General features: G+C 47.4%; 7 protein-coding genes. 1 reads left to right on the plus strand and 6 read right to left on the minus strand.

The genetic code is table 11. The features are described 5' to 3' along the window. Window positions 1–151: 151 nt before the first annotated feature. A complete protein-coding gene (locus DW931_RS16240) occupies window positions 152–490 on the minus strand; it encodes a TnpV protein (RefSeq protein WP_118199520.1) in 339 nt (112 codons plus the stop codon). 163 nt (window positions 491–653) lie between these two features. Here DW931_RS16240 and DW931_RS16245 point away from each other — a divergent pair, with 163 nt between their 5' ends. Continuing rightward, window positions 654–1,247 (plus strand): hypothetical protein, encoded by a 594-nt coding sequence (locus tag DW931_RS16245; RefSeq protein ID WP_021386789.1) that lies wholly within the window; start codon window positions 654–656, stop codon window positions 1,245–1,247. Between the two features lie 48 nt (window positions 1,248–1,295). Here the strand turns inward: DW931_RS16245 and DW931_RS10240 are convergent, their stop codons facing one another. The 5 genes from DW931_RS10240 to DW931_RS10260 form a co-directional block, all read right to left on the minus strand. After that, window positions 1,296–1,502: a transposon-transfer assisting family protein gene (locus tag DW931_RS10240; protein WP_002578948.1), complete on the minus strand. Its 207-nt coding sequence runs from the start codon at window positions 1,500–1,502 to the stop codon at window positions 1,296–1,298. Continuing rightward, window positions 1,499–2,095, minus strand: coding sequence for a YodL domain-containing protein (locus DW931_RS10245; RefSeq protein ID WP_002304389.1), 597 nt, complete (start codon window positions 2,093–2,095; stop codon window positions 1,499–1,501). Before DW931_RS10245 ends, DW931_RS10240 begins: the two co-directional genes overlap by 4 nt. A 13-nt stretch (window positions 2,096–2,108) precedes the next feature. Next, window positions 2,109–2,954 carry an LPD16 domain-containing protein gene (locus tag DW931_RS10250; protein ID WP_002304387.1) on the minus strand — a complete coding sequence of 282 codons (846 nt, stop codon included), beginning with the start codon at window positions 2,952–2,954 and terminating at the stop codon, window positions 2,109–2,111. After that, window positions 2,951–5,026, minus strand: coding sequence for a DNA topoisomerase 3 (locus tag DW931_RS10255; RefSeq protein WP_002578949.1), 2,076 nt, complete (start codon window positions 5,024–5,026; stop codon window positions 2,951–2,953). Before DW931_RS10255 ends, DW931_RS10250 begins: the two co-directional genes overlap by 4 nt. Before the next feature lie 177 nt (window positions 5,027–5,203). Continuing rightward, window positions 5,204–6,066: ATP-binding protein (locus DW931_RS10260; protein ID WP_243036937.1), on the minus strand; the 863-nt coding region annotated here is incomplete at its 5' end.

Below are 6,066 nucleotides of genomic sequence, written 5' to 3' on the forward strand. Positions count from 1 at the left end.
GCTACGACTTTTCGGGCTTCATCGGTATTGCTACCAAGCAGAAGGAAGTGGTCGATTTCTTCCTGGGCAAAAGAAAAAGCAGAGGGCGTAAAGCTCTCTGCTCGGTCGATAAAACTGATTTGTTCATTTTCGGAGAGGAAAAGGTTCAGACTCAGCTGTTGATAAGCTCCGTCATCACGACTTCCTCCGCCTGTGCTTTCAGGCTGTTCATGTGCTGCACCCACGCCATCTGCTGCGTTTCCTTGTCCGGTGCGGGGCTGTCCTTCAGGTACTGCTCCATCAGAAACTCCACTCTGGCTTTCGCTGTTTCCTCGATCTCCCACAGGTGCGGGAACAGGCTCTCCGTCAGAATCATGTCGTTCAGGAGCATCGGATTGTTCTGTTCCAAAAATGCTCGACGCATCCTGCCGTACTTGCCCAGAGGTTTCTCTCCCTCGTTCTCCAACTGAAGGTTCGGAATCTGATAATCTCCGGCCTGTCTGTAAGTCATCTCGCTCATAATCTGTACTCCTTTCGGTAGCTTTAATCTGCTCATGTTCTCCAATCGCTTTTTCGATTTCCTGAAACATCCTTGTGCTGATGGCATTCACCGCAGTACCAAGGGCATTTACCGTCTGTCTGGTGTTAAAATCAAACACCTTCTGGAAATCCTCATGCTCGAAGTAGTTGTCGGGACTTTCCACGAACCGGCAATACATCGTATAGGATACGCTGTTTGCCACCGCATTTTTGAAAGCTACTTCGATGTTGAGTTCATCATACTCCTCAAGGAAGCTGTTGGCAACGATGTCGAGGAACTGCTTTTTGTAATCGTCCCAATACTCAGCCGCCAGTGCGGATGCAATATCTTCAAGCTGTGCTTCCAGTACCCCGTCAGCGGCAACACCGAAGGTACGCTCCATCGCTTCCATGACATAGGAGCGGTTTTCAGGCGTCACCTCCCACGGTTTCAGTTCCGGGGAAGAACGGCGAACGCCGGTATCCGCCACATCAAACACATAGCGCAGATACGGTTTATCCCTGTTCATCACAAACAGAGCAATGCCGGTAGAGCCACGCTTTACATATCTGCGGTAATTTTCAGCGTTCCAGTCCTCATAGGGCTTGCAAAAGGTCGCATTGGGGCGCTGAGCATAAATCATCACCTGTTCCGGATAGGTGAACTCATAGTTGCGGGACATCGTTCTCAAAAACGAAGTCCAGTTATCTGTGTTCGAGGTGATTTTCCCAATCGTTTCTTTTGCTAATCCGGAATAAAATCGCTCTTTTGCGTTCATTGTATCCCTCCAATCCTATCAATCCGGATAAAGGTTCAGCTTCTCAAAGGCGGCATCGTCCATGGCTGAAACTTTACGGAGAACCGAGTCTGCCAAAGCAAAAAGCTCTGACTCGTCCTCCGAAAGCTGTTCCTTCATCAGTGTCAGTGCTTCACACAGCCCTGACCTTGTGCCAGGGCTGTAAAGCATCATCATGTTCCGCTCATCCTGTGTGAAATCCATCATTCAATCTCCCTTTCCGGGTGGCTCTTGGGCGGCTTATGGGAAACATCCGGCACGGGCTTTTCCTTTAACTGCTCCAACACCGAAGGACGTTCCTCTAATCCGGACGCTTTTCCGTTATTGATGATACCGTCAATCATCCCATAATCATCTTCCATTGCCATCTCTGCGTTTTTCAGGTAGTTTTCGGACTTCATAAAGTTTTCCAGCTTCTGAAACCCAACAGAATCTACATAGTGAAAGGATACCTCACCGACTACCTTTAAGGCTACGATGTCGCTGACCGACATACTGTGACCACGGAAATCATCCGGGTGGTCAATATTGAACTTTACATACAAATCTTCCAGCTGCCGATTCACATCCTCGGACATAGAAATGGAGCCATGATAGACCACCTCGTAACGGTCAATCTCAGGCTCCATTTCTTTCTTCTGAAGGTAGCTGTAATTTGCAAACATGAGCGGGATATTATCGTCTACATCTTCCCGCAGCTGAAGAATCGCATAGGAATCCGTGGGGCTTTCCAGAAAAGCAACCATTCTGTCATCCGGGGTGGTATTTCCGTGAACATCATCCCATTTTTCGTTTTTCATATCCGTGTCCTCCTTATCGTTCAGGCTCTTTGCGTTTGGGAGAGGGACTGGCAGGCGCAGCTTTTTCTGCGGCCTGTGCCAGTTTTTCCATGACCGACTCACGCTTCGGAGAGTCGAGCTTATCCAGCTGACTTTTCAGCACTTTGGCAACCTCAACCGCAGTTTCCTCACGGGCTTCTTCAATGGCTGTATTCAGGAACTCACGATACGGAGCCGTATTACCAGCGGCAAGATCTGCCTTGATTTCTTGGATATGCGCCTGCACATCATCGACCTGATCCATATATTCATAGGGGTCGAAGTTCTCTGCAAAACGGTCGAGCTTAAAAGCAAGCTCAGCGATAGGGTCATTGACCACCACCGCCTGTCTGCCGACTTCAAAAGCCTGCTCCATGACATCCTCATAGAACATTGCCCGCAGTTCCCGGCGCTCCAGCCCGAAGGATTCCAGAATATCCCGGCGGACTTCGAGCATGGACAGTTCAGGGTTATCAACCTGACCGCCATCAATCTCGTTGTAGTTTTCATCCAACAGGGTGTAGTCGTAACCATCTTCGCAGGTCTGCACCGCAAGGATTCTATCCTTTCCGACCTTCCATGCGGCTTCATCGCCCATAATCTCAGGCTCCGGCATATAGCTTGCGCCGTTGCGCTCCATAATTTCTGCAAACTGGCAGATATGAAACACATTGTATCCGATCTGCGTATGATACTCGTCAATGAAGGTGCAGGGCTTCACAACCATTTCATCCGGGTAGTGAATCTGCACACAGCTGCCATCGGGGATATGAAACAAATCCTTATAATGGCTGTCGATAAATCGGATTTCCTTACCATCCGGGTTGTACTCATTTGTCATTTGCGCTTTCCTCCATTTTCAAATTCCATACTGAACTTCGTTTTGCCATCATCTGATACCTCCATAAAGACGGTGGCATCAAAGGTGTTGCCCGTTCTTTCGGACTTGCAATTCTTGAGCTTTACCTTGCCGGAACCAAGCAATTTCTGCGCCGTGGCAGAAGTCATGCTCTTGCCGATGCTCGCAAAGTAGCGATTGTTTTTCCAGAGGGCAAATTTGCAAGCTCTGTTGGAACAGAAAAATGCCTTGGCTTTGTCCTCTACAGCACTGCCGCAGAGCGGGCATTTGCCGATAGAATTGGCTTCTTTCGACATCATAACCTCGGAATCACGGATTACTTCATAGTTCTGAATCAGACCGGCAATCACATCTTTGATCTCGTCCATAAAGTCCTCGCTGGCATATTCGCCTTTCTCAATGAGCAACAATTTTTCTTCCCAATCCGCCGTCATGGATGGGGACTGAATCTGTTCCGGCATGACTGTTACCAGAGCCGTACCCTTGTGGGTCGGAATCAGGTGTTTGGTTTTCTTATCACCCTTACGCTCCAGAAAACCGATGCGAACCAGCTTCTCAATGATACCGGCACGGGTCGCAGGCGTTCCCAAACCTTTGCGCTCCACCTCATCAGGCATTTCGTCCGCACCGGCAGTTTCCATAGCAGAAAGCAGAGTATCCTCGGTAAAGTGTTTAGGGGGAGATGTTTTCCCTTCCTTGATTTCCGTGCCGCTGACGGTCATTTCGTCACCAACGGAAACAGAAGGGAGTGTCTGCACGTTTTCGTCGGATTTTGTCGAATCATTTTTCTGAACCAGAGCTTTCCATCCATCCTGCACAACAGTTTTGCCTTTGGTGGAAAACACGGTACCGCCACAGTCCAGCTCAATAACTGTCTCTGCGTATCGGTGCGGATCGCCAACAGCTACGCACAACCGATTCGAGATCAGTTGCAAAATTGCAAGTTCACCCTTGGGAAGTTCGCTCAGATTGCATTTCTGCAATTCTCTGGTCGGAATGATGGCATGGTGATCTGTGACCTTTTTGTTATTCACAACCTGCTCTGCATGAACTGGTATGTTATCCACATCCTCCACGGGGAATGTGTGGAAAGCCAGCTTTACGAGGTCGGTCAGGCTATGTGCCATATCTTCCGTCAGAAACCTGCTGTCGGTACGGGGATAAGTGACCAGTTTCTTTTCATAGAGGTTCTGCGTGTAGTCCAAGGTCTGCTGTGCCGTGTAGCCAAGCACACGGTTGGCTTCTCTCTGTAAACTGGTCAGGTCATAGAGCGCAGGCGGCTTTTCTGTTTTCTCCTTACATTCAGCTTTCTGAACGATTGCCACCGAACAGCTTTGTTTGACAGCTTCGGCTGCTGCCTTGGTTTTGAAGCGTTCGCTTGCAGCCGTAAAACCATCCAATCCAATCTGAACTGTGTAGAACAGTTCAGGCTTGAATGCGGAAATGGCAGCTTCTCGCATAACAGCCATAGCAAGGGTAGGGGTCATAACACGACCAACATTCAGGGTCTGCCCGTAAAGGGTCGAAAAAAGTCGAGTAGCGTTAATACCAACAATCCAGTCGGCTCGTTCTCGACACAGTGCTGCTTCATACAAAGCATCATATTCCGTTCCAGACCTGAGATTTTCAAAGCCCTCCTTGATTGCTACATCTTCCATCGAGGAAATCCAAAGCCGCTCAAACGGCTTTCTGCACCCGGCTTTGTGGTACACCAACCGAAAGATCAGCTCGCCCTCACGACCGGCATCTGTTGCACACACAAGACTCGCAACATCTTCTCTGGCCATGAGCTTTTTCAGAATCCCAAACTGTTTTTTCGTACCGGCAGAAACCTCATACTGCCAGTCCATCGGGAAGATAGGAAGGTCTGCATAAGCCCATTTGCTGTACTTCGCATCATAGACTTCCGGCTGTGCCAGCTCCACCAAATGCCCTACACACCAGCTGACCACATATCCGTTTCCCTCTAAGTAGCCATCCTCACGCTTGGCAGCACCTAACACTTTGGCAATACTCTGTGCAACCGAAGGCTTTTCAGCCAAAACTAATTTCATTTGCATCTGCTCCTTTCACAAAAAAATAAGCAGCCACACACCGTAGTGCATGACTGCTATGTAAAAAGTTCGGAAAGGATTTTTGCAACCTGATACAATTTTCTGTTCTACAATCTCCGTCATAATAAAAATATCTCCATCATTTCAAAAGAGAATGACGGAGATATTTCACCTTGCTTATTCTTGTAGCAACCAATCGGCTATATCGTGAATTTCGATTCCTTCATAGCTATATTGGGGATGTTTGGTTCTGGCAATAATCATTTTCGGATAAGCGTCTCGAATCTGAAGCAGAGGAGAGCATTCTCTCTCAAATGTTTCCTGCCCGGAAATGTTGTCGCTGACCTGAATATAAATCTTTTCGCTACCTCTCTGAGCAACAAAGTCGATTTCCTTTTGATAGAGCTTGCCGACATAGACATCATATCCACGGCGAAGAAGCTCGATACAAACAACGTTTTCATATACTCTGCCATAGTCTATATTTCTGCTTCCCAGTATTGCATATCGAATACCGCTGTCACACAAATAGAACTTTTCAGAGCTTTCAAGGTATTTCTTACCTCGGATGTCATATCTCTTAATATCATAAAATACAAAAGCATTGCACAAATACTTAATGTACTTGCCGACGGTTACATGATTGGTTGGAGTCTCATTTGCTGTCAGTAGCTGACTGACCTTATTCGGAGAAGTCAGGTTGCTGATATTATCCATAAGGAACTCGCTCAGACGTTGTAAAACCAAAGTGTCCGGGAGAGTATATTTCTGTACCAAATCCCTTGTAACAATCGTTTCGTAGACCTCTTTGATATAGTTTGTTCTGTCTTTTTCGGTTCTATAAGCATAGGAACCTGCTAAACCGCCCTTGATAGCGTACTCATCAAAGAGCTTATCTTTGTCACTAATATCATCATAATACTGGCAATATTCCTGGAAGCTGAAAGGAAACACATGAATTTCAATATAGCGTCCGGTAAACAGAGTTGCCAGATCTGCACTCAACAGGAAAGCATTAGAGCCTGTTACATAGATGTCGT

The sequence above is a fragment of the Clostridium sp. AM43-3BH genome (genome assembly GCF_003479985.1).
Lineage (GTDB): Bacteria > Bacillota > Clostridia > Lachnospirales > Lachnospiraceae > Otoolea > Otoolea fessa.

What these genes read in the sequence shown, in the direction of transcription:
- DW931_RS16240 (WP_118199520.1), bottom strand. Translation starts at nt 490, where the DNA reads ATGACTTACAGACAGGCCGGAGATTATCAGATTCCGAACCTTCAGTTG.
- DW931_RS16245 (WP_021386789.1), top strand. Translation starts at nt 654, where the DNA reads ATGCTCGAAGTAGTTGTCGGGACTTTCCACGAACCGGCAATACATCGT.
- DW931_RS10240 (WP_002578948.1), bottom strand. Translation starts at nt 1,502, where the DNA reads ATGATGGATTTCACACAGGATGAGCGGAACATGATGATGCTTTACAGC.
- DW931_RS10245 (WP_002304389.1), bottom strand. Translation starts at nt 2,095, where the DNA reads ATGAAAAACGAAAAATGGGATGATGTTCACGGAAATACCACCCCGGAT.
- DW931_RS10250 (WP_002304387.1), bottom strand. Translation starts at nt 2,954, where the DNA reads ATGACAAATGAGTACAACCCGGATGGTAAGGAAATCCGATTTATCGAC.
- DW931_RS10255 (WP_002578949.1), bottom strand. Translation starts at nt 5,026, where the DNA reads ATGAAATTAGTTTTGGCTGAAAAGCCTTCGGTTGCACAGAGTATTGCC.